17 protein-coding genes are annotated in these 20,533 nt (G+C 56.7%); 4 read left to right on the top strand and 13 right to left on the bottom strand.

All coding sequences use genetic code 11. The features are described 5' to 3' along the window. Positions 1-116: 116 nt before the first annotated feature. The 3 genes from BUE18_RS11165 to BUE18_RS11155 form a co-directional block, all read right to left on the bottom strand. Complete coding sequence (locus BUE18_RS11165) at positions 117-1,007, bottom strand: 1,4-dihydroxy-2-naphthoyl-CoA synthase (RefSeq protein ID WP_073475683.1); 891 nt, start codon at positions 1,005-1,007, stop codon at positions 117-119. A 482-nt stretch (positions 1,008-1,489) separates the two neighbouring features. Beyond that, on the bottom strand, positions 1,490-3,211 hold the full coding sequence (menD, locus tag BUE18_RS11160) for a 2-succinyl-5-enolpyruvyl-6-hydroxy-3-cyclohexene-1-carboxylic-acid synthase (protein ID WP_073475681.1): 1,722 nt from the start codon (positions 3,209-3,211) through the stop codon (positions 1,490-1,492). Continuing rightward, positions 3,212-4,591 (bottom strand): isochorismate synthase, encoded by a 1,380-nt coding sequence (locus BUE18_RS11155; protein WP_073475679.1) that lies wholly within the window; start codon positions 4,589-4,591, stop codon positions 3,212-3,214. Positions 4,592-4,879: 288 nt separating this feature from the next. Here BUE18_RS11155 and BUE18_RS11150 point away from each other — a divergent pair, with 288 nt between their 5' ends. Continuing rightward, positions 4,880-5,137 (top strand): hypothetical protein, encoded by a 258-nt coding sequence (locus BUE18_RS11150; RefSeq protein WP_073475677.1) that lies wholly within the window; start codon positions 4,880-4,882, stop codon positions 5,135-5,137. 29 nt (positions 5,138-5,166) lie between these two features. Continuing rightward, positions 5,167-6,390: an MFS transporter gene (locus BUE18_RS11145; RefSeq protein WP_073475676.1), complete on the top strand. Its 1,224-nt coding sequence runs from the start codon at positions 5,167-5,169 to the stop codon at positions 6,388-6,390. Positions 6,391-6,454: 64 nt separating this feature from the next. On the opposite strand, the gene xsc is transcribed toward BUE18_RS11145, so the two are convergent. After that, entirely contained in the window at positions 6,455-8,185 is a 1,731-nt protein-coding gene (gene xsc / locus BUE18_RS11140; protein ID WP_073475674.1) for a sulfoacetaldehyde acetyltransferase, read from the bottom strand. A 47-nt stretch (positions 8,186-8,232) separates the two neighbouring features. Here xsc and BUE18_RS27470 point away from each other — a divergent pair, with 47 nt between their 5' ends. Continuing rightward, positions 8,233-8,691 carry a hypothetical protein gene (locus BUE18_RS27470; protein ID WP_139264689.1) on the top strand — a complete coding sequence of 153 codons (459 nt, stop codon included), beginning with the start codon at positions 8,233-8,235 and terminating at the stop codon, positions 8,689-8,691. A 249-nt stretch (positions 8,692-8,940) separates the two neighbouring features. Here BUE18_RS27470 and BUE18_RS11135 read toward each other — a convergent pair whose 3' ends face one another. The 8 genes from BUE18_RS11135 to BUE18_RS11095 all read right to left on the bottom strand — a co-directional run bounded on the left by BUE18_RS11135 (position 8,941) and on the right by BUE18_RS11095 (position 19,176). Beyond that, positions 8,941-9,750 (bottom strand): SDR family oxidoreductase, encoded by an 810-nt coding sequence (locus BUE18_RS11135; protein WP_073475673.1) that lies wholly within the window; start codon positions 9,748-9,750, stop codon positions 8,941-8,943. 39 nt (positions 9,751-9,789) lie between these two features. Beyond that, positions 9,790-10,737: a bile acid:sodium symporter family protein gene (locus tag BUE18_RS11130; RefSeq protein WP_073475671.1), complete on the bottom strand. Its 948-nt coding sequence runs from the start codon at positions 10,735-10,737 to the stop codon at positions 9,790-9,792. Positions 10,738-10,785: 48 nt separating this feature from the next. Continuing rightward, complete coding sequence (locus tag BUE18_RS11125) at positions 10,786-12,492, bottom strand: thiamine pyrophosphate-binding protein (protein WP_083610947.1); 1,707 nt, start codon at positions 12,490-12,492, stop codon at positions 10,786-10,788. A 71-nt stretch (positions 12,493-12,563) separates the two neighbouring features. After that, positions 12,564-13,400 carry an SDR family NAD(P)-dependent oxidoreductase gene (locus tag BUE18_RS11120; protein ID WP_073475669.1) on the bottom strand — a complete coding sequence of 279 codons (837 nt, stop codon included), beginning with the start codon at positions 13,398-13,400 and terminating at the stop codon, positions 12,564-12,566. A 13-nt stretch (positions 13,401-13,413) separates the two neighbouring features. Continuing rightward, positions 13,414-14,082 carry a TetR/AcrR family transcriptional regulator gene (locus BUE18_RS11115; protein WP_073475667.1) on the bottom strand — a complete coding sequence of 223 codons (669 nt, stop codon included), beginning with the start codon at positions 14,080-14,082 and terminating at the stop codon, positions 13,414-13,416. A gap of 1,409 nt (positions 14,083-15,491) precedes the next feature. Further along, positions 15,492-17,300, bottom strand: a complete 1,809-nt coding sequence (locus BUE18_RS11105) for an amidohydrolase (protein ID WP_083610946.1) — start codon at positions 17,298-17,300, stop codon at positions 15,492-15,494. A gap of 300 nt (positions 17,301-17,600) precedes the next feature. Continuing rightward, entirely contained in the window at positions 17,601-18,104 is a 504-nt protein-coding gene (locus tag BUE18_RS11100; RefSeq protein ID WP_139264688.1) for a hypothetical protein, read from the bottom strand. Between the two features lie 337 nt (positions 18,105-18,441). Then, the gene (locus tag BUE18_RS11095; protein ID WP_170868331.1) at positions 18,442-19,176 is read right to left on the bottom strand and encodes a sulfite exporter TauE/SafE family protein; all 735 of its coding nucleotides are present in this window, start codon (positions 19,174-19,176) and stop codon (positions 18,442-18,444) included. A gap of 232 nt (positions 19,177-19,408) precedes the next feature. Between BUE18_RS11095 and BUE18_RS11090 the strand changes: the two genes are divergently transcribed. Next, positions 19,409-20,071, top strand: coding sequence for a lysophospholipid acyltransferase family protein (locus BUE18_RS11090; RefSeq protein WP_073475772.1), 663 nt, complete (start codon positions 19,409-19,411; stop codon positions 20,069-20,071). A gap of 92 nt (positions 20,072-20,163) precedes the next feature. Here the strand turns inward: BUE18_RS11090 and BUE18_RS11085 are convergent, their stop codons facing one another. Next, a complete protein-coding gene (locus BUE18_RS11085) occupies positions 20,164-20,349 on the bottom strand; it encodes a hypothetical protein (RefSeq protein WP_073475657.1) in 186 nt (61 codons plus the stop codon). Between the last annotated feature and the right edge of the window lie 184 nt (positions 20,350-20,533).

The following is a 20,533-nucleotide window of genomic DNA, read 5'->3' as shown; positions in this document are numbered from 1 at the left end:
TGATTTCAGCGTTGATTTTGCGGGGACGCGATACTTATCTCACGCGCCTGTTTGGCGGTCTTATCTTTTTTGCAGAGATAAGTTCATGTCCCCCAAAATCATTACAATCATGACCGTTAATAATGCCAGGGGAACTTGGAAAAATCCTTGGGCCGTTTTTCCACAAAGGCGTCCCGGCCTTCGGCGGCTTCGTCCGTGCCGTAGGCCAGACGAGTAGCCTCCCCGGCGAACAACTGCTGGCCCACCAGGCCGTCGTCCGGCAGGTTGAACCCGAACTTGAGCATGCGCATGGCCGTGGGCGACTTGGCGTTCATGATTTTCGCCCATTCCAGGGCTACGTCCTCCAGTTCCGCGTGAGGAACCACCTTGTTGACCGCGCCCATTTCAAAGGCTTCCTGTGCAGAGTAGTCCAGGCCCAGGAAAAAGATCTCCCTGGCGCGCTTCTGGCCCACCTGCCTGGCGAGATAAGCCGAGCCGTAGCCCGAGTCAAAGCTGGCCACGTCAGGATCTGTCTGCTTGAACACGGCGTGCTCCTTGGACGCGATGGTCAAATCGCACACCACGTGCAAGCTGTGTCCGCCGCCCGCGGCCCAGCCCGGAACCACGGCCACCACGATCTTGGGCATGAAGCGGATGAGCCTTTGGCATTCCAGGATGTGCAAACGGCCCAAACGGCCGGGGTCGATGCCTTCGGCGCCTTCGTATTTATAGCCGTCCTTGCCGCGAATCCGCTGGTCTCCGCCCGAGCAAAAGGCCCAGCCTCCGTCCTTGGGCGAGGGGCCGTTCCCGGTCAATAGCACCACGCCCACGTCCGTGGTCATGCGGGCGTGATCCAGGGCCGAGAATAACTCGTCCACGGTGCCGGGGCGGAACGCGTTTCTCACCTCGGGGCGGTTGAAGGCAATGCGCACCGTACCCTGATCCTTGGCGCGATGATAGGTAATGTCCTTGAAGCCGAAACCAGGAACCTCGTCCCATAAGTCGGGGTTGAATATTTCGGAAACCACGTTGTCCTCCCTTGTTTTGCTCCCATGCCTTTCGTGGAAGCGTATCTTTTATATTTTTTGGAACTGCGTTATTAAAGGTCATTCATACGGTGTATCAAACGTTCGTATGCGTTCCCACGGGGACCGTGGGAACGCGTTGTTTGCATCAAATCGGGCCGCCGCATCCATTTCTTGAAAGTTTGGAAGCGATCGGCCAACCATAATATTTTGTTGGGTTTCGCAAGCTCAACCCAACCTACGTCGCGTTAAGAAAAGTCGTAGGTTGGGTAGAGTTTGTAAAGCCTTTCCAAGGGCGGTGCGGAACTCATTGTTTAAGCGAGTCCTGAACCCAATTATTTATGCACGAAACCCAACGATTGCGCTATTCTGCCTAATAGAGTCAATTATAAGGCGAATCAAGCGCCCGCAGGCATTCCCACGGGGAACCCAAAAACGGCTTTGCACAGGCTCAAACGTCAAACGTAGATTTGACCCCATGCCCTTTACCTAATGCTCTTCCTGGCGGTGAATACTTCCAGGTCTTTTTCCGGGTCGAGCATGACTTCGATAACCCGGCTGCCGCCCTCACTGAGGGCCTCCTTGTAGGCCTTTTTCAGTTTGTCCGGCGTTTCGGCCTTGGCGTAAGGCAGCGAAAACATGGCCGCGGCGCGGGAAAAATCAAAGCCATGGGGCGTGGTCATCATGGGATCAGCGATCTCTGGGAAATCCCGGATGGGCAGACGCTCGAAAATCCGGCCGCCCCGGTTGTTGACGATGATGAGGATCACGCTTGCCTGGCTTTGACTTACCATGGCCAGGGAGTTGAGGTCGTGCAGCATGGATACGTCGCCGATTACGGCCGTAACCCGTTTACCCGAGCCTTCGGCGAATCCCAGGCTGGTCGCCAAGTTTCCCTCAATCCCGCTCACGCCCCGGTTGGTCACAACCTGCACGCCCTGAGCAGACGCCGGCCAGGCCATGTCAAAAGCCCGGATGGCGTTGGAGTTGCCGGGAAAAAGAGCCTCGTCCCCCGGGATGTTTTGATTGATAATGCCGGCGATCAAGGGAAAGCTGAGCGCGTCCCGGGGCGTTGCGGCTGTCAGATCCGTTCGTACCTGCTCCGCAGCCTGCACCAGGGACTCGGCCGCCTCCGCATCCTGCAAAAGGTTTGTTATGTCGTCCAGGGAATTGAAAAAATCTCCCACGCCCGCCTTGATTTTGATGTTGACCTTAAAGGACGGGTCTCGATGCTCACGCCGGGGGCAAACCTGGATGATGTATTTTGCGCCGCCTTTTAGAATCGCCGCGTAATAATGCTTGGAAACCAGGCCTGAGCCCAATTGCAGAATGACGTCCGGTGCGTAATCGTTCACCAAAGCCAGGGCCTTGGGGTGGTCCAGGGAAAAAATTTCACGATCCCCCACCGCGCCCTTTAAGGAGGAGGCGATGTCGCAAAAGACAGGCCAACCCAGCATGGGCGCCAAGGCCGCGGCGCCTTGCCGGTCATCGTTGTTTTCCAAACGCCCAATGACCAGCAGGCCGCGTTGGGCCTTTTTCAGGATGCTTTCCACGGCGGACAAATCCGGGCAGGAGGCCTGCACCAAGGGATAAAACGCGGCCGGGGCGCCATTTTTAAAATATTGTTCGGCCGCGTCCAGCACGGCTTGGGGAACCGGGCCGGACGGCGCTTCCATGGGAATCAGGGGGTCTCGAAACCGGATGTTGATATGCACCGGCCCGTTTTTTTTCTGGGCGATGTGGCAGATCTTGGCGGCCAAGGCGTCCAGGGGATAGTCCGGATCGGGGCAGGGTAGGTTCAGGCTTTCCAGGCAAAAGGCGCCGTACAGGTTTTCCTGGTAGATGGTCTGGTTTGCGTCGCTGCCGGTGAGTTCCGGCGGGCGGTCCGCGCTTATAACCATCAGGGGCAGCTCGTCGCGAAAGGCCTCGATGACAGCCGGGTGGTAATTGGCCAGAGCCGTGCCCGAGGTGCACGTCAGCACGCCGGGCTTGCCGGTGGCCTTGGCGTATCCCAAAGCGCGGTAGGCGGCGCCCCGTTCGTCCATGCAGGAAAATTTTCGAACCGAGTCATTATAAGCCAGGGCGGAAACCAGGGGGGCGTTTCGATTGCCGGGAGAGACGAAAAAGGCGTCCAGCCCGTTGCGGCGCAGCTCCTCCACCAGCACGGACGACCACAACACGTTCATGTTCCGGCGTAATAGCGCCATTCAGCACTCTCCCTTTTGGGGCGAAAGGCCGGAGGCCCGGGTGATGGTCTGCATTTTGTTTTCGGTCTCCAACCATTCGGAATCCGGGTCCGATTCCTCCACAATGCCCGCCCCGGCGAAAACGTGCAACCGGTTTCCCTCGGCCAGGGCGGATCGGATGCCCACGGCGAACTCGGCGCCTTCTCCGGTCATCCAGCCGATGGGGCCTGCGTACCAGCCGCGGCGGTGGGGCTCCCATTCCAGGATCAGGCTGCGCGCCTCCCGGGCCGGATGGCCCCCCACGGCCGGCGTGGGATGAAAGCAGGCCAGGGTGTCCAAAACATTGTGCCCGTTGCGCAACTCGCCGCAATGCTGGGTGAAAATATGCTGGAGGGCGCCCAATTTAAGGATGGATTCCCGGGGCTCGGTTTGCAGGCCCCTGGCGATTTTGTCCATCTGCTCCTCTACGTACCGGGAGACGATCCTGTGCTCCTCCATCTCCTTGGGGGAGTCCAGCAATTCCTTTTCAAATTCCAGGTCCTCGCCCGCGTCGCGCCCTCGGGGCCGGGTGCCTGCAATGGCGTCCACGCTGATGGACCGGCCTTCCAGCTTGAGCAAACGCTCCGGGGTGCGGCCGAAAAAGGCCTTGTCCGCGGCGATTTTGTAGAAAAAGACGAATGAGTCGTCCTTGACTTCCGCCAAGCGGGCAAGGATGGGCGCGGCGTCCCAGGATTCCCGGGCGGTGAGGATCATTTTACGGGATAAAACCACCTTATTGATGACGCCGCTTTTGATCTTATCCAGGGCGTTCAGGATCATGGCATTCCAGCCCTTGCGGGAGGGAATTTGCTCCCGGGAGCACCACGTTTCTTCTGAGTGCTCCGACTTAGTTCTGGTTGCTTCCAGATCCCGGATTTTATCCTGCAATGCGGCCTTGGCTTCCGCCCCGGTCAAATTCTGATCGCTGAAATGGTTGAAAGCCAGTTCCATGGTTGAGCCGTTTCGGCGCAACTCCACCACGGGGATGGTGAACCGGAGCGGGCCGAAATCCGTCCATTCCAGAGACAGTTTTTGGTCCGGCTCAAAGGCGGTCCCCCCAAAGGCCATGGCCTGGGGATGCCTCGCCCACAGGCTGGAAAGCGCGGCCGCAGCTTTTTCCTGGGAATCGCCGGATATGACCATGGCCTGGCCCAGGCCGGCCGCTTCATAGCCTCCGCTCTTGCCGGAAAAATAGAATTGTTCGGCGGTTTTGAAGCCGGTAAGCCATTGCAGCACGGGCACGGGCTCCGACGCCTGCCAGGAGTATGTCCAACGCGTCAGGCCGGGACCGTTTTCGTCCAGAGCCATGCTCGGCTCCACGGCGCTTTTATCCAACAATGTCATCAAATCGTATGACAGCATGTTACGGCAACCAATATTTTTTCTTCTTCATCCCAAAGGATGAATGATTTCAATGATTCCGCCCCGCCGATCGGCAAAGGCGCAAAAGGCCCCTGCGCCCGCTTTTTCAGACGCCAAGGGCCTTGCATAACCAAACTATAATAATGCTTTTTGCCCTCTTGCGCAAGTGCGGGAAAATCAGGCGCGGCTGGCTTGGGGGTTGCATTGTGAGGTTCGTAGGATTTGCGCCTTGACAAGGGTGTCTTACCTTGTTATTGATGTACCAAGGTAACATAAGGAGGAGGACATATGGCGGAGCCCTTAAAAGTGGAACGCGTGCAAACCGGCATGCGCATAGAAAAGCGCATGCTGAAGGTGTTGAAGGCCCTGGCCGAGTATCTGGACATGTCGCTGGGCGATTTGATCGAGGGAATTGTGCTCCACGCCTTTGAAGGCAAGGCCCCGTTCAGCGAGCAGATGCTGGAGAAAATCGAACAAATGAAACAGGTCTATGATCTGGATTTGACCGCCGCCCACAGCCATAAACTTGTGGAAGAAAACAAATAAGCCTAATTGAGTTAGTCAGGACGGACATTGTGAATAGAAATCTGAGCTTGCTTTTGTTTGGACAGCTGGCCTCCCAGATAGGGGACAAGTTTCACATGCTGGCCGTCGCTTTTTTGGTGCTGCAAACCACCGGTTCTGCGGCGCAGATGGGGCTTGTTCTTTTTTGTTCGATTTTTCCCGGCATGGCCCTGGGCGTCGTCTCCGGAGCATTTGTGGATCGCTTTAACAGGAAGGCGCTTATCATCGGCGCGGACCTTGCCCGGGGCCTTATCGTTGCTGTGCTCTGCGCGGCTTTTTATTTGGAAATTCTATCCTTTCCGTTTCTTTTGGCGGCTCAATGCGCCATATCCGTTTGTACGGCGTTCTTCGATCCTGCCGTTCCGGCGATCATCCCGCAAATCGTCCCGCCCGAAAAGCTCAGCCAGGCCAATTCCCGAACCCAACTGGTCAGCGGGATATCCATGATTGCAGGCCCCGCGCTTGGGGGATTGGCGGTGGCCTGGAACGGATACCTGTTTGTGTTTGTGGTCAATGCTTGCTCCTATCTTTTTTCGGCGGGGATGGAGGCGTTCATCACGCTGCCGCCCCACGACAGGAAAGGGTTAAGCACGGCAGGCGTGTTGGGGGATATTCACGGAGGTTGCAAGTATCTGTTCGGAAAAAGAAGCCTTGTACTGATACTCGGCATGGTGGGGCTGATTCACTTTCTGGTTGGCTCCATTGAGGTCATCATCCCGATTCTTGCGGTTCAAATCGATGGCGCCGGGCCTGAAAACATGGGGCGCCTCCAGGCCGCCTTTGGGGCGGGGACCATTTGCGCGGGGTTGGTTTTGGGGCTGAAGTCCATTGCCGGAAGGGAATCTTCCTTTTTATTCGGCGGGGCGTCCGTGATCGGGCTGCTTCTGATTGGCGTCAGCCTCGCCTTGCATCTGGGCGTCTTGTCCGCCGCCCCTTATTTGTTTTTGTTTGCAGGGGTGGGGTGCTGCGTAATTTGCGCGGCCACGGGGTTTCGCAGCCTGATTCAGCAGAAAACGGAAACCGCCATGATGGGGCGGGTTTTCGGCTTTGCGTCTTCCGTGGGAAACGTTTCCATTCCCCTTGCGGCCCTGGTTTACGGCGTTCTTTTGGAGCGCTACGCGCTTGGCCTGGTTGCGGCGGTTACTGGCGTTGTTTTAACGCCCATATGCATTTTGGGCGGTTTTTTATTTTATCGGGCGCCCTCCAACGTAAATCTTTATAAGACATCTCAATAAAAACGGGGGAAAGCCCTTGTGGACTTTCCCCCGGACCAAGAAGGAAGGGTGTTTCGAGTTATGGCTATTTTACGTTCAGGTGCTCGTACTTGGGAAGCATGCGGTACGCTTTCTTAAGGGCGTCCCGGCGGAAAGGCTCGGCCAGAACTTCTTCGCCGCCCTGGATGACGCCTTCGATGACGCAGGGCTTTTCGGAAGCCACGGCGTCTTTGACCACGTCGCCCACTTCGTCGTAATTTTCCACCCGGTATCCCTTGCCGCCCATGTCTTCGGCCAGTTGGGCGTAGTTGGGGTTGGTCCTCAGGTTGGCGCCGATGAAGCGGTTATCGTAGTAGTCGATCTGGTTTTTCTTTTCAGCGCCCCATTCGTAGTTGTTGGCCACGATGGCGATGATGGGAATATTCTCGCGCACGGCGGTCATGACTTCGGCGATGCCGCTGATGCCGTAGGCGCCGTCGCCCTGGAAGGCGAAGACGGCTTTGTCCGGGCAGCCCAGTTTGGCGCCCATGGCCGCGCCGTAGGCGAAGCCGCAGTTGCCCCAGGACAGCGCGGAGATGTGCTGGCGCGCGCCGTTGAACTTGAAGTAGGAGTTGCACATGGACGAGTTGTTTCCGATGTCCGTGGCCACAATGGATCCCTCGGGCACGGCCCTGGAGAGCTCCCACAGGAAGCGGCGGGGATGCATGAGCTTGTTGGTGGAGCTGGACCATTTTTCCAGTTCGTCGTCCCAGATTTTCTTTTCCTTGGCCACGTCTTCCAGGCGGGCCTTGTCTTCTTCCAGGCCGGGCTTGGCGGCCTTGACCAGGGTGAACACTTCCTTGGCGAATTCGCGGCAGTCAGCCAGGACGGCCAGTTCCACTCTCTTGGAAAGACCCAGCACGGCGGGATTCACGTCCACCTGGATGATCTTGGCGTTTTCCGGCCAGTAGGTCATGTCGTACTGGGGCAGGGTGCCGAAGGGCCCGAGACGGGAGCCCAGGGCCAGGACCACGTCCGCCTTGGCGATGGTGCGCATGGCCGCCTTGGAGCCGCAGTAGCCGATGGGGCCCACGGACAGCTTGTGGGCGGACGGGAAGGTGTCGTTATGCAGATAGGAATTGACGACAGGCGCGGTCAGGTATTCGGCCAGCGCCTTGAGTTCTGCAATGGCGTCCGCCTGGGACACGCCGCCGCCGGCCAGGATCACGGGGTATTTGGCTTCGGCCAGGAGCTTGGCGGCTTCTTCCAGGGACTGCCTGGGGCCGGAGCCGTAAGTGATGTCCGGGGTGGTGTAAATTTCGTCTTCGCACACGCCGTAGAACAGGTCCCGGGGGATGTTCAACTGGGTTGGGCCGTTGTAAGTCTTGGCCATGTAGAAGGCCCGGCGGGAGAGTTCCGCCATGCGCTGGGCGGCGTTTACGCGGACCTGGTACACAGTCTGCTCATGGAACATGGGCATCTGGTCCAGTTCCTGGAATCCTCCGGTTCCGATGCCTAAGGTGCCGGCTTCGGGGGTGATGGCGACCACGGGGGAGTGAGCCCAATAAGCGGCGGTCATGGCGGACACGAAGTTGGCGGCGCCGGGGCCGTTCTGGGCGATGCAGGCCTGGGGCTTGCCGGTCACGCGGGCAAGGCCGTCTGCAGCATGGCAGGCGGCTTGTTCGTGAGCCACGGAGATGAAGCGGATGCCTGCCGTGGGAAAGAGGTCCAGGGCGTCCATGTAAGCGGAGCCCACGATGCCGAAGATGTTTTCCACGCCTTCAGCCACAAGGGTTTCCACTAAAGCCTCGCTGGGGGTCATTTTTACTTTGGCCATTTGTCAATTCCTCCTGTTTTTTTTAAGACTAAACTTGAAGTAAGTTGTTGAACTCTTATTGCATCAAGCGTTTTTTCAGCCGTGTCGGGTCGCTCTGCGGAAATTCTTTCTTTGTCCGCCGCAATATGGGTTGCGTTATCATTCCGGACAACTTTATCGCCGCTTTTGCTTCGCGCGACCCGACCTGCATGTCGGCAGGAACGCTTGTTGAAAAACCGTTGCCTTATGCTGCGTCCGTATGCATTCCCACGCCAAGCATGGGAACGAGTTGTTTGCATCTAATCGGGCCGCTGCATCCATTTTTTGAAAGTTTGGAAGCGATCGGCCAACCATCTTATTTTGTTGGGTTTCGCAAGCTCAACCCAACCTACGTCGCGTTAAGAAAAGTCGTAGGTTGGGTAGAGTTTGTAAAGCCTTTCCAAGGCCCGTTTGGAACTCATTGTGTAAGCGAGTCCGGATTCCATCTCTCTACAAACGAGACCCAACAATTGCGCTGTTCTGCCTAATAGAGTCATTTACAAGGCGAATCATACGCTCGTATGCATTCCCAGGCGAAGTATGGGAACGAGCGGCAAGGAGCGTCTTGCAGCTCTGATGTTGGGTTCGAAGTCCGCAAGCGTTATCGCAAGGATGCTGCGTTTCCGCCGGACTTCTTAACCCAACCTGCGTTTCGTTGGCTGCGCCGCAGGGCTGCCCAACTATAATGTCTTGCCGCCGATTATTTATAAGCGATTCACGGCGGCGGAGCAAAAGCATCAATCATGCTCCAGTTCGTGCTTGACCGAATTGGTCATGATGCGCTCGAACAGGGGCGGGTGCAGCCTGTGGATGATCCACGACAACTTGCCCACCATGGAGAGGACGGCCAGGGGCTTTTGTTTCGCCGTGGCGAAAAAGACTTCCTGGGCGGTTTCCTGGGGCGTGGCGATTTTCCCAACCGTGGATTGGGGGTTCTTCGTCGGCTTGCCGTCAAAATCCAGGGCTGCCTTGTCAATATTCGTTTTGGTGAATCCCGGGCAGACGATGGTCACGTCCACGCCTTTGTCGCTCATCTCGGATCTGAGGGACCCAAACAGGCCGTGCAGCGCGTGCTTGCTGGCCGAGTATCCCGTGCGCCCCAGCAGGGGGGAAACCCCGGCCACGGAGCTGATGACCGTGATGGCGCCTTTATTCTTTATCAGTTGGTCGATGGCCGCCTTGGTGCAGTACAGGGACCCGAAAAAGTTCACGTCCATGACTTTGCGGTACACGGCCGTCCGGGTTTCCTGAAATGCGCTGCGGTGGGTTATGCCCGCGTTGTTGACCAGAACGTCTATGCGGCCCATGTCTTTGACGACGGATTCCATGACCTTCCAGCAGGCGTCTTCGTCCGTGACGTCCAGGACGTATCCTTTGCAGGGGACTCCCGCGTCTTTGAGTTCCTTTTCCAGAAGCTCCACCTGGTCCGGGATCATGTCCGTCGCCGCTATTTGGGCGCCGGCCTTGGCGAATCTCCGGCAAATGGCTTTACCCAGGCCGCCGGCCGCGCCCGTCACCACCACTACTTTGTTTTTGAAGTCTCTCATAGCAACCTTCTTATGCGGTCAGCCTTTCTTGATTTCGGCTTACACGGTGCATGTATCGGCGTCTTCTTCCCCGGGCGGAAGCTTTTGCCGTGCAAAAAACTGGGAGACCACCAACCCGGCTATGATATGCCAGATGCCCCACCACGCCACCACGATGGCCATGCCGCCCAGGCCGCCGAAGAAGTTGAAAACCAGAAGCAGGCCCAGGGCCGAATTCTGGATTCCCACCTCAATGGCGACCGCCCGTTTATCGCGCACCGGCAGCTTGGCCAGGTGTCCGCTTGTGTAACCCAGGGTCAGGGCCAGGGCGTTATGGATAAACACAGCCAGGGCCACCAGGCCCACAACGTTGATGAAGTTCTGCCAGTTGGCCAGCAGGGCGCCCAGGACGATGAGCATGAAGACGCACAAGGAGAAGATCTTGAACGGCTTCCTCACCTTGTTGGCCAGGTTGGGAAACACCTTGGACAAGGTGATGCCGATGGCCATGGGAATGCCCAGGATGACGAAGATTGTCACGAACACATCCGAGGGGCTCAGGTGCACCTCCTGCAAAATCGGCGCGGTATGCGGGTTCAGGGAGCCCCAGATGGAAAGGTTCAGGGGCGTCATGAAGATGGCCGCACAACTGGAAATGGCGGTCATGCTGATGGACACCGCGCAATTGCCCTTTGCCAGGTACGTAATGATGTTGGACAGATTGCCGCCCGGGCATGACGCCACCAGGATCATGCCCATTGCCATGGACGGTATGAGCATGGACTTGGGCAGGATCATGGTGAGGCCGAAGGTGAAGGCCGGAAGCAGTATGAACTGGGCGAACAACCCGATAGCCGGCGCCTTGGGCGAAACCAGAATGCGTTTGAAGTCTTCCAGTTTCAGGTCCAGGGACACGCCCAGCATCATAAGAGCAATGGCCGCGTTGATGCCTAACAGGCTCTTCTGGTTGAAATTCAGATGTATTTGGTCAATAATCGCTGGGTCCATACGCTTCCCCCCTTCTTTCTATTGGGTTTAAGACTCTGTAATAACACTTTATACGGAATACGCCCCCAGGTTCGCCAAAGCGGTGCTGCCTGGGCTGATGGTCGTGGGATCGGTCATGACGTTGATGCAGCAGGTCTTGCCGGTCTTGAAGGCCTCTTCCAGGGCCGGGCGGATGTCTTCGGGCTTTTCAACCAGAAAGCCCACGCCGCCCAGGGGTTCGATCATCTTGTGGTAGTCCACGCGGCCGATCCAGGTGCCGTCTTCAATGGCGTGGCCCAGACGCAGTTCCTGGCTGTGGCGGATCATGCCCCAGCCCAGGTCGTTGGAGATGACCACGACGATGGGCAGGCCCTTGCGGATGGAGGTTTCGAATTCCATGAAGTTAAAGCCCGTGGAGCCGTCGCCGGTGATCAGGCAAACGCGGCTGTCGGGATTGTGGAACTTGGCGGCATTGGCGTAAGGAATGCCCACGCCCAGGCATCCGTACAGGCCGGAGTCCAGGTAGGTTCCGCCCTTGCGCACGGTGCGGGTCATGCCCATCCACACGGAGGTGTCGCCGCCGTCGGCGCATACGATGTCGGATTCCAGGTTCATGAAGTTGTCCACTTCGCGAGCCAGGCGCATGGGATGGATGGGGGCTTCCGGGCTTTCCCACTGGGCGTTGGCTTCCACGCGGCCGTCGATCTGGGCTTGTTCGAGGGTCTTGACCCATCCGGCGTATTTTTCCTGCATGGCGGCGCCATTGCCTTTTTCCTCCACCAGACGGATCATTTCAGCCAGCAGGGGCTTGATGTCGCTGGTTACGGGCAGGTCCACGGTCTTATTGTGGCCCAGTTCCTGGGGCTCGATGTCCACCTGGACGATCTTGCAGGTGGGCGGGAAAACGTCGCCGAAGATGTAATACAGGCTGAAGCGGCTGCCCAGCATGATGAGCAGGTCGGTGCTGAAGCTGGCCATCATGGCGGCGCCCGGGCGGATGGCCAGGGAGCCTTCAAAGCACAGGGGGTGCTCGTCGGAGATGACGCCGCGGCCCTGGGTGGCGGTGAAGACGGGGATGTTGGTCATTTCCACGAATTTTTGCAGCTCTTCGCCGGCGTCGGAATACCATGCGCCGGAGCCTGCAATGATCATGGGGGTGTTGGCCTGCTCGATCATTTCCAGGATGGCCGGGGCCTTGGACAAATCCGCGGGACGGCATTCCACCTGGGTGGCCAGGCGTTTTACCTTGGCGGCTTCGGGCTTGCAGTTCAGCATGTCCACAGGGAGTTCCAGGTACACGGGGCCGGGCCTGCCGGTGGAGGCGATGCGCATGGCCATGTCGATGTACTCGTACACCCTTTCAGGATGATGGCAGACCAGGGCTTTTTTCACCATGGGCTCGATGACCGGCGCCTGGCGCATGTCCTGGAGGTCCAGCTTGTCCACGGACTCGATGCCCACCACGCCGGAGATGAGAACCAGGGGCGTGTTGGAAAGGCGCGCATTGGCGATGGGGGTCAGGGCGTTGGTGAAGCCGGGGCCCGCCGTCACCATGGCCACGCCGGGTTTGCGGGTCATGCGGCCGTAGGCTTCGGCCATGAAGACCGCGGCCTGCTCATGACGGGTGTCCATGAGCTTGATGTCGGTGTTTTCCAGAAACTGGTAGATGGGGGTGATATGACCGCCGCTCAGGGTGAAGATGACTTCCACGCCCAGGTCGACCAGGGCTTCGGCTGCCAGTTGTGCGCCCATTTTGCATTCTGCTTGGCATTCCATGATATTTTACTCCTTTGTAAAAGTTGCTTAATGGAAAAAGGTCAGGGCTTTGTTTAAGCCCGAATGATTATTTACAGTTCCATCAACTGGCCGCCCGTGACGTTGATGGCCTGGCCGGTCAGGTAGGAAGATTCCTTGGAAACCAGATAAACCGCCAGGGAGGCCACTTCCTCAGGCTCGGCGATGTATCCCAGGGGGATGGTCTTGCACATTTCGGCCTTCCGGTCTTCAAAGGTGGTCTGGAACACCTGGGCTTCCAGGTTGAGGCGCCACCTTTGCAGGTCGGTCATGATCTGGCCGGGGCAGATGGCGTTTACGCGCACGCCTTCGCCGCCCAGCTCCTTGGCCATGACCTTGGAAAGCATGATCACCCCCGCCTTGGCCACGGAATAGGCGCCGTTGAAGAGGGCGGGGAACTTGCCGGCCCGGGAGGCCACGTTGACGATGCGGCCCTTGTTTTCACGCAGCAGGGGGGCCAGGGCCTTGGACACCCGGTACACGCCGTGGAGGTTCACGTCGATGGTCCTGAGCCACGCGCCTTCGTCGTAGTCGTGGATCGTGCTGGGCACGCCGAAGGAGGCGCCTGCGTTGTTGAACAAGGCGTCCATCCTGCCGAATTCCGTTTTGACCACTTCCGCCATTTTGTTCACGGATTCGGTGTCGGTGACGTCCATTTCCACGGCGATCACCTTGACGCCGTATTTGGCGGCCAGGCCGGCGGCCGTCTCGTTCATCTCGTCGGTGGTGGGGGGCGCCTGCTCGGATTCGCGGGGGCCGGGGCCGCCCAGATCCGTAATCACCACATCAGCGCCGCAAGCGGCCATTTTTTCCGCAATGGCGTAGCCGATTCCCGTGGTTTTGCCCGCGCCGGTTATCAGGGCGACTTGTCCTTTTAAATCATCGTACATGGTTTCACCTCGTCTAATTGTCGTTCAGGGGCGCCGCCGGTTTGAGCATGGACTCGATCATCCCGACCAGTTGATCCAGGATGGCCTCCCGGTCCAACTCCTCCATGTCCCCTTCTATTTCCAGATATTCCAGCAAACGAATTTGAAAATGCCGCGACACAAAAGAAAGCAGGAGCACGATGTACATGCTGTTGATGAAGAACGCCGTCATGCTGGCGTTGATGTCCGGCCTGACGATTCCCGCTTCCATGCCTTTGCGGATAAGATTTCTAAGATGATTGGCCGTGTAGTGCTCCACCTCCCGGGTGAGGGCCTCGGCGAACCGCTCCATGCCCACGGAGGATACATTCAAATAAAGGAGCACGAATTCCGGGCTTTCCACGGCGAAGGCCGAGCCTTTGCGGAAGATATGATCGATCTGCCTGTAGATGTCCCAGGACTTGTCAATGCCGCCGTACACCGCCGTCCGGGACTGCTCCAAAGCCCGTGCGCAAACATGCACATAAATATCATCCTTGGACTCGAAATAGTTGTACATGGACCCCTTGGCCACCCCGGCTTCCCGGGCGATGAGAGCCACGTCGGTCTTGGTGTAGCCTGTTTGCGCAAAAAGTTCCGCGGCCACCCTGAGGATGCGCTCCCTTTTTTCCAACGGCAGATTATTGAAGGTGGATTTCGGCATATGTTATTGCGGACAATAAAGATATTGAATGACGTCCGCGCACCCTCCCTTTGAATTGTTCGTCCAAAGACCCATGACTGACCGGTCAGTCACACCCTAAATGACCCGTGGGTCAGTTGTCAACCAAAAAATGTTTCCGTTTTGTCATTTTGTTGTTTTTATGTTTGTCGTTTGGGGCAGTATAGGGGCGCTGCTTGCTGCACCATAAGAACGCGCAGAGTGCATTTTATACATAGTTGCTATCATTCAAGTAATTTGATCATTCTTTTTCTGGCATTTAGTCTGCGCCCCGCCGCTACTCCGGAAAGACGCTGGGTCCCCGTTTCCGGAATTGCGTCACGATGATTGCAAAAACAACCGCAATCATCCCGCCGCTTCCCTCCACGGGGATGACGGAGAGCGGCGGCTTTATCAGACAAAGTAGGGGAGAGGCCGTCCCCCGGCATCCTTATAAAAGGGCTGCAAGCGCCCTGTGCACTTTCGTTCACCGCAAAAATCGTCATCCCGGCAAGGACGATCCTGCTTTTTAGGATCGGCCGCAAGCCGGGACCCAGCGTTCTTCTTTATATTTTCGAATGGGGGATCAACGTTTTGAAATTCATTGATTTCAAATAGTTTTGTATGCATTCCCACGCTGGAGCATGGGAACGAGCGTCGAAGATGTGATAGGCTTTCCATCCCTTTGGGGCGGCCCAGGCAACGGCGGTTTGTTGCCTGGGTTCGAAGAACACAAGGTGCGGGCCGAGAAGATCGCGGAAATTTGGGGTGGAAGGCGGGCGAAAGGAGTTGGTTGAAAACTTGATTTTGAGTGGTTTTGGATGCGCTATCCATTCGCCCAGACTCCATGGATTCCAAAGCCCTATGGGATGAACTACATACGCTGCCGCGCCCTGGAAGGGTACTGCTCTGCCAGGGCCGCCCACGGTTTTGGACAGGGCGTCCGTCGGTTGGAAGTGCTTGGTTTCTATCAACTCATTAGGTCGCACCTTCTGCGCTAACGCGCCCCGGCAGGATACAGCTTTGCCTGGCGCCTCTCATCGGGTACGGCTTTTCATTAGTCCTGAGCCGCCTGACTATCCGAGGCCAAGCATGCGCATGAAATGGGATCAAATCCGCGTTTGACGATTGAGCCCGTGCAAGGCGGGTTTTATGCGGCGGATTCGGCGATTTTTTGTTGGGTTTCGCGGGAACAAAAAAGCCAGTATAAAGCGATCCTTCAAGACCCAGGTCCTGGGCTTTCAAAGTGCCTCTTTCACGCTCTACCCAACCTACACTTTTGCATAAAGACAGTACGTTGGGTAGAGCTCCTAAGGCTTTGTCGGGCTGCCCTATTGCATCGTCTATGAGGATGCAACAAAAGGCGGTTTTCCCGATGCGAAACCCAACAAACTCAGTTTATTTGTAGTACTTTACTTTTTCCAGGTTTCCACGCCGTTGACGATGGTTGCGAGGACCTGGACGTCCCGGAGGTTTTCCGGATCGATTTTTAGGGGATTGGCGTCCAGGATGACGAAGTCGGCGTATTTGCCGGGCTCGATGCTGCCGATTTTGTCTTCCATGTGAAGCTGCCAGGCGGAATCGATGGTAAGGGCTTTCAGGCCTTCCAGGACCGTGATTTTCTCCTTGGCGCCGATGACCTGGCCGGACTTGGTTTTCCTTGTGACGGCGGTCTGGAGCAGGCTCAGGGGGTCCTCCGGGTACATGGGCGCATCCGCATGGAGGGAGCAGGTCAGGCCTTCGGCCATGGCGCTGTGGACGGGCAGCATTTTTTCCGCGCGGGCCTCGCCCAGGATGTCGTCCCGAAGGGCTTCTCCATAATAATAGATGTGGTTGATGTGAAAGCTGGGGGCCATGTTCATTTGCTTCATTTCGCCCAGGAGTTCCGGGGGAAGGAGCACGCCGTGTTCGATCCGGTGGCGATGGTCCTGCTTGCCGGTTTCGGCCATGGCCTGCTTGAGCATGTCCAGCACTTCCTTTGTGGATTGATCCCCCTGGGAATGGATGCTTAGCTGCCAGCCTTTGTCGTGCCAGGTTTTGAGGGCGTTGTAGAACTCGTCCTTTGGGATGACGGGCTCGCCCCGGTGGTTGCGGGGCAGTCCCAGGCCGTTTTGGGTCAGGTCGGATTCCAGGTAGGGCTCTTTCAGGTACATGGAGCCTGTGTACGGCGAGCCGTCGTACCACAGCTTGACGCCCACCACCTTAAAGAAGTCGTCCCCGTTTTCCACTTGGTCCGGGATCAGAAAGGGCGTGTCGTGCTTGATGTAGACGAAATGCCGGACCGTGGGTGTTTTGTTGGGGAGCAGGCCGACCAGGTCCAGGGCGCGGTGGAGGTATTTGGGGTGATCCGTGGATAAATATTCGTAGAGCATAAAAGGCTTTTTGTCCTTGGCGAACATGCCCATGGCGGTGATGGAGGTGATGCCCCGGCTCATATACTCCTTGTAGACTTCCACCACGTTTTGTTTGATGTTGAAATGTTTGACAGCCGCATTGCCGAAAGGCGCGATAGCCTGGACCTCGGCGATGAATCCGGTGAGTTTTCCGTTTTCGTCCTTTTCATAATAGCTGCCCACGGCGGGCGCGGGCGTGTCCGGGGTGATTCCCACTTCCTGAAACGCCGGGGAGTTGGCCCAGGCGGAGTGAAGGCTTTGGGCCATGATTAAAACGGGATTGTCCGGCGCCATGGCGTCCAGTTCCTGGATGGTCGGAGCTTTCAGACCATGGACCAGCATGGGGTCGAAGCCTTTGCAGAAAAGCCATTCGCCCTTTTCGGCGTTGGCGACTGCGTCGCGGAGCTTGGCCCAGACTTCATCAGGCGTATTGTTGGTGAAGCCGCTCAGGTCCGTGAAGCTGTATAAGTAGGCGGAAAGATCCGGGTGGGTGTGCACGGCTATGAATCCGGGCATGAGGGTGTTTCCCTGCAAGTCCACAAGCTCGGTATTTGGCTCTTTTTGGGCCAGGACTGTTTCTTGAGAGCCCAGGGCTGCGATCTTGCCGTTTTTCACCAGCACGGCTTCTATGGATTCCGGGCCGTTTTCGCTCATGGTGAGGATGTCGCCGCCGAAATACAGGGTCGAGGCGTTTTTGGCGGAGAAGCAGCCTGCAGAGGACAATATCAGGGCCAGGGCCGTCATGAGCAGCAATGCTTTCAAATACGGGGTGCGGCGGTTCTTGCGGGCGATAGGGGACGGCGCGGTTCCATTACTAGTATGATTCATTGTTTGCTCGCTACAAAAAGGTTTGCATTTCGGATGGAGATTACAAGGCCCATGTGGGACTCACTATACAAGGGATCTAAGAAAGGTGTCAATGCGATTGGGAAGCGTCGGGCTTAGGGAATAGGTTGAAAATTTTTGCAGGTAATTATTAGGAAAAAAAGGAGGGGGAAACAACTTGCGGGCGTTTCACCCCTCCTGCTTGCAAAGCCATGCATGGTTTCTCCGGGGCCCTTCGGGCATTGAGGCCCGAAACCCTCTTGGCGGCCCCGGAGGGAAAGGGTTGTGCTATGAATGAGCCATTTACCTGACAGAACCGTCGTACGCCACTCCGATTTCGGAACCCACAAAGATTCCGTTGATGTCGAAAAACTGGATTTTGCCGACGCAGGTGGGGGTCACGTCAATGTCGTAACCAAACCACTTGACGACCGGGCTGCACCAAGTATTGACTTCAAAATCCAGTTCCGTGGTCGGGGAAACGCGGGTGCCGCAGTTTCCGCCCAAGGACCTGTATCCCTCTTCGGGGATGCGGCCGATGATTTCGCCTGTGCCGCTGTAGAAGTCAATGTAGTAGTTGATTTCATTGTCGCTGCGATTCTGGATATAGAACCAGTTGATTCCAAGGTAGATGCCGGCGGCGCCTCCGTCGGGCGGCATGTAGTAATCCCAGCATGCCGGGCAAAGATGGATTTTACCGCTATCCCAGTGGCCCCATCCGCCGCCGCAATTGCCTGCGGTTGCGGCGCCAGCGCCCAGTACCAGAAACATCACGAACAACAATGCAGCAACTTTCTTCATCGTCATAACTCCTCCTCATGTGGAACGTTAAAATCCTGCCTGGTGAAACACCCGCAAGTTGTCTTGATCAAGCCCGGGTAGGATGAGGGCATGAATTGGGAAATTGAACAGGTTTGGAAAGGTATAATCATGATACTAAACTCTCAAATGAAGGCTGGATTAATGCATAACCGGCATGCAATGACAGCAGCATACCAAGCAGGAGCCGAAACGGCAACTGTATTTTAGTTTTCTAACAAAAAAGGACCCTCAAATTTGAGTTATTGGGATAATTTTTCTTTGAAAAAAAAGGGAATATTCGCTGTTAATGGTATTGCCTAAGAATTCCTCTTTGCAAGGAAGCTCAGCAACTGCCTAATACCAGGGGAAAACCTGACAGGATCAGGAGAATGCTTGTAATAATTTGAAAGGATTTTTCGCTCACCAAAGTATGCAGGCGATCTCCCAGAAAAAAGGCCCCGGGCAGGGCCAGAAACAAAGGAAGGGTGATTTTAAGAGTGTTCAAGTTTATCCGGCCGTTGAAAAGGAATGCTAGCACCAAAAAGGAATTAAAGCTGAACCATACCGTGCACAGGGTGGCCCTGAACTTCGCCTTGTTCAAATGCTCCCCCATGAAGGCGTAGGTGATGAACGGGCCGCCCGTGGTGTAAAAGGCCTGGGCGATTCCAGCCATGATCAAAAGGAGGAAGGAGGCCGGAGGGGACATGGTGAAATCCCCCTCTTTGCCCCGCACATGCACCCAAAGCTGGCGGGAGGCGAACCCCACGACGATCAGTCCCAGGAGCCATTCGGGCGCGGCGTTTTTGAGGATTTCGTACAACAGCAATCCCGCAATCACGCCCATCCCCATAAAGGGATAGACGCGCTTTATGAGGAGCCTGCGATCAACGTGGGCGCGCTCCTTCCAGGCGATGGCGCCTGTGGCCGCCACGGTCAGGGGGATCAGCACGGGGACCAGCCGGTCCACGCCCATGAAGTGGGCGCCCAGGGTGACGGCGATGAGCGAAGCGCCGAACCCGGTGAGGGCCTGGGCTGTATAGGCCAAGAGTACGATGGGCGCCAAAACGGCTATTTCCATGGCCGGACCGGTCATCCTTGGGAGGCTCCCGCATGCTGTTTGTTATGGGCTTTGCGTTTCATGCCTTGCTTCCTTAGCACAAAATCGGAGGCGGCGCCCGTCTCAACAGGGGAGGGCGGGGCAAATGTAAAAGAAATGTCACATTCAAGGTAAAAAGGGGACATCCGCCGGATGTGTGCTATTTTGCGGGGAAAGGCTGAAAAGCCGCACTTTTGACTGGAAAGGCGATTTCATGCATTACACCATGTTCGACACCCCCATATTGCGCACCATTTTTCGTTGGATTTCCGTGGCCGGCCTGTGGGCCTTGGGATGGAAGACCGAAGGCGATCCCCCGGAATCGCCCAAATACGTGCTCATTGCAGCGCCTCACACCTCCAACTGGGACCTTTTGGCAACCCTGTGCATAGCCTTCAAATACCGCATAAAGATATACTGGATGGGCAAGGACTCCTTGTTCCGTTTTCCCATGGGGCCGGTGCTGAAATGGCTGGGCGGCATCCCCGTGGTGCGCAGCCGGTCCACCAACATGGTGGAGCGGGCGGCCGCGGAATTTTCCAAGCACGACCAGCTGGTCCTGGTGATTCCGCCGGAAGGAACCCGGGGCAAGGTGCGTTGGTGGAAAACCGGTTTTTATTACATTGCCCATACCGCCAAGGTTCCCATTGTCATGGGCTTTGTGGATTTCGGCCGCAAGGTTGGAGGGCTTGGGCCTGAATTCATTCCCACGGGGGACATCGACAAGGACATGGAGGAAATCAAAGGTTTTTACAAGAACATCAAGGGCAAGCGGCAGGCTCTTTTTTCCGACCAAAGCGTTTCCTTGCAGAGATCTCAGAAAGAGGAGATCCACTTTAAAAGCGAAGAGGAAAGCGGCGTGAAAAAAGCGGTATAGCCTTTTCCATCTAAAAAAAATTCGAGCCTGCATTTCCTGTATTGGAGGTGCAGGCTTTTTATTGGGGGAGTCTCATGGGATTTGCGGGCTCTTTATGTTTTTTCGGCCAGCAAATCCTCCAACTCCCGGCGGACCTGGTCCCGCTCTTCCTCCAACGCTTCCAGCTCCATGATCTGGCTGACCCGGACCGAGTGGGCCGGCAGGCTGGCCTCCCGCTCCTTGACCTTGGCTTCCAGGTCTTTCAGCTTTTCTTTGAGATCACGAATTTTTTCTTCCATTTCGTAACTCCTGAAAATGCAGATTTCGGTTTCTACAAGGCCGTGATTCCCGCGCGCTTTTGGGGAGAATCCAGCTTTTTATAGCTTTAGGCAGACACGGGGGTCTGCACTACACGGCGTTGAAGATCGTTTCAACCCGGATGCGGTTGCGAGGTTCTCCTCGCGGTATTTGCGCAGTCTCCGC

This window comes from Desulfatibacillum alkenivorans DSM 16219 (assembly GCF_900142135.1).
GTDB lineage: Bacteria > Desulfobacterota > Desulfobacteria > Desulfobacterales > Desulfatibacillaceae > Desulfatibacillum > Desulfatibacillum alkenivorans.
Note: the sequence above shows the minus strand (reverse complement) of the source record. Positions and strands in the feature narration are given on the sequence as shown.

Coding starts and splice junctions, on each gene's coding strand:
- BUE18_RS11130 (WP_073475671.1), bottom strand. CDS start 10,737: ATGGACCCAGCGATTATTGACCAAATACATCTGAATTTCAACCAGAAG.
- BUE18_RS11090 (WP_073475772.1), top strand. CDS start 19,409: ATGCATTACACCATGTTCGACACCCCCATATTGCGCACCATTTTTCGT.
- xsc (WP_073475674.1), bottom strand. CDS start 8,185: ATGGCCAAAGTAAAAATGACCCCCAGCGAGGCTTTAGTGGAAACCCTT.
- BUE18_RS11155 (WP_073475679.1), bottom strand. CDS start 4,591: ATGCTGTCATACGATTTGATGACATTGTTGGATAAAAGCGCCGTGGAG.
- BUE18_RS11105 (WP_083610946.1), bottom strand. CDS start 17,300: ATGAATCATACTAGTAATGGAACCGCGCCGTCCCCTATCGCCCGCAAG.
- BUE18_RS11095 (WP_170868331.1), bottom strand. CDS start 19,176: ATGGAAATAGCCGTTTTGGCGCCCATCGTACTCTTGGCCTATACAGCC.
- BUE18_RS11100 (WP_139264688.1), bottom strand. CDS start 18,104: ATGACGATGAAGAAAGTTGCTGCATTGTTGTTCGTGATGTTTCTGGTA.
- menD (WP_073475681.1), bottom strand. CDS start 3,211: ATGGCGCTATTACGCCGGAACATGAACGTGTTGTGGTCGTCCGTGCTG.
- BUE18_RS11085 (WP_073475657.1), bottom strand. CDS start 20,349: ATGGAAGAAAAAATTCGTGATCTCAAAGAAAAGCTGAAAGACCTGGAA.
- BUE18_RS11115 (WP_073475667.1), bottom strand. CDS start 14,082: ATGCCGAAATCCACCTTCAATAATCTGCCGTTGGAAAAAAGGGAGCGC.
- BUE18_RS11125 (WP_083610947.1), bottom strand. CDS start 12,492: ATGGAATGCCAAGCAGAATGCAAAATGGGCGCACAACTGGCAGCCGAA.
- BUE18_RS11135 (WP_073475673.1), bottom strand. CDS start 9,750: ATGAGAGACTTCAAAAACAAAGTAGTGGTGGTGACGGGCGCGGCCGGC.
- BUE18_RS11120 (WP_073475669.1), bottom strand. CDS start 13,400: ATGTACGATGATTTAAAAGGACAAGTCGCCCTGATAACCGGCGCGGGC.
- BUE18_RS11150 (WP_073475677.1), top strand. CDS start 4,880: ATGGCGGAGCCCTTAAAAGTGGAACGCGTGCAAACCGGCATGCGCATA.